The following is a 506-nucleotide window of genomic DNA, read 5'->3' as shown; positions in this document are numbered from 1 at the left end:
ATCTCGCCGCTGTTCATGCTTCAGGTCTATGACCGCGTTCTGGCAAGTGGCAGCGTATCCACGCTGGTGGGGCTCGTCGTGCTCGCTGCGGGGCTTTATGCGTTCCAATGCCTGCTCGACATTTTGCGCGCCCGCGTGCTGCTGCGGATTGGCGAGCGTTTCGATGGACAGTTTTCCGGACGCGTTCACGATGCGATCGTTCGCCTTCCGCTTTCAACGCGCATGCCGGGCGACGGCTTGCAGCCGCTTCGCGATCTCGACAATGTTCGCGGCTTCTTAGGTGGAAACGGTCCGACAGCGTTCTTCGATCTGCCATGGATGCTGTTTTATCTTGGCATTTGCTTCCTCCTTCATTTCTGGATCGGCATGACGGCACTTATCGGGGCGGTCGGTCTCACATCTCTGACACTCCTTGCCAACACTCTCTCGCAAGGGCCGATAAGCGATACCGTTGCCCACAACATGGCACGCAATGGTCTGCTGCAAGCAGCGCGTTGCAATGCCGA

At 58.3% G+C, this 506-nt stretch carries 1 pseudogene; it reads left to right on the top strand.

Annotated elements, in window-relative coordinates:
* Positions 1-506: pseudogene (locus NKJ76_RS32365) on the top strand (type I secretion system permease/ATPase); the annotation flags it as partial.

The organism is Mesorhizobium sp. M0029 (genome assembly GCF_040323735.1).
Lineage (GTDB): Bacteria > Pseudomonadota > Alphaproteobacteria > Rhizobiales > Rhizobiaceae > Mesorhizobium.
The sequence above is the reverse complement of the archived record's forward strand: the minus strand, read 5'-3'. Positions and strand labels throughout refer to the sequence as shown.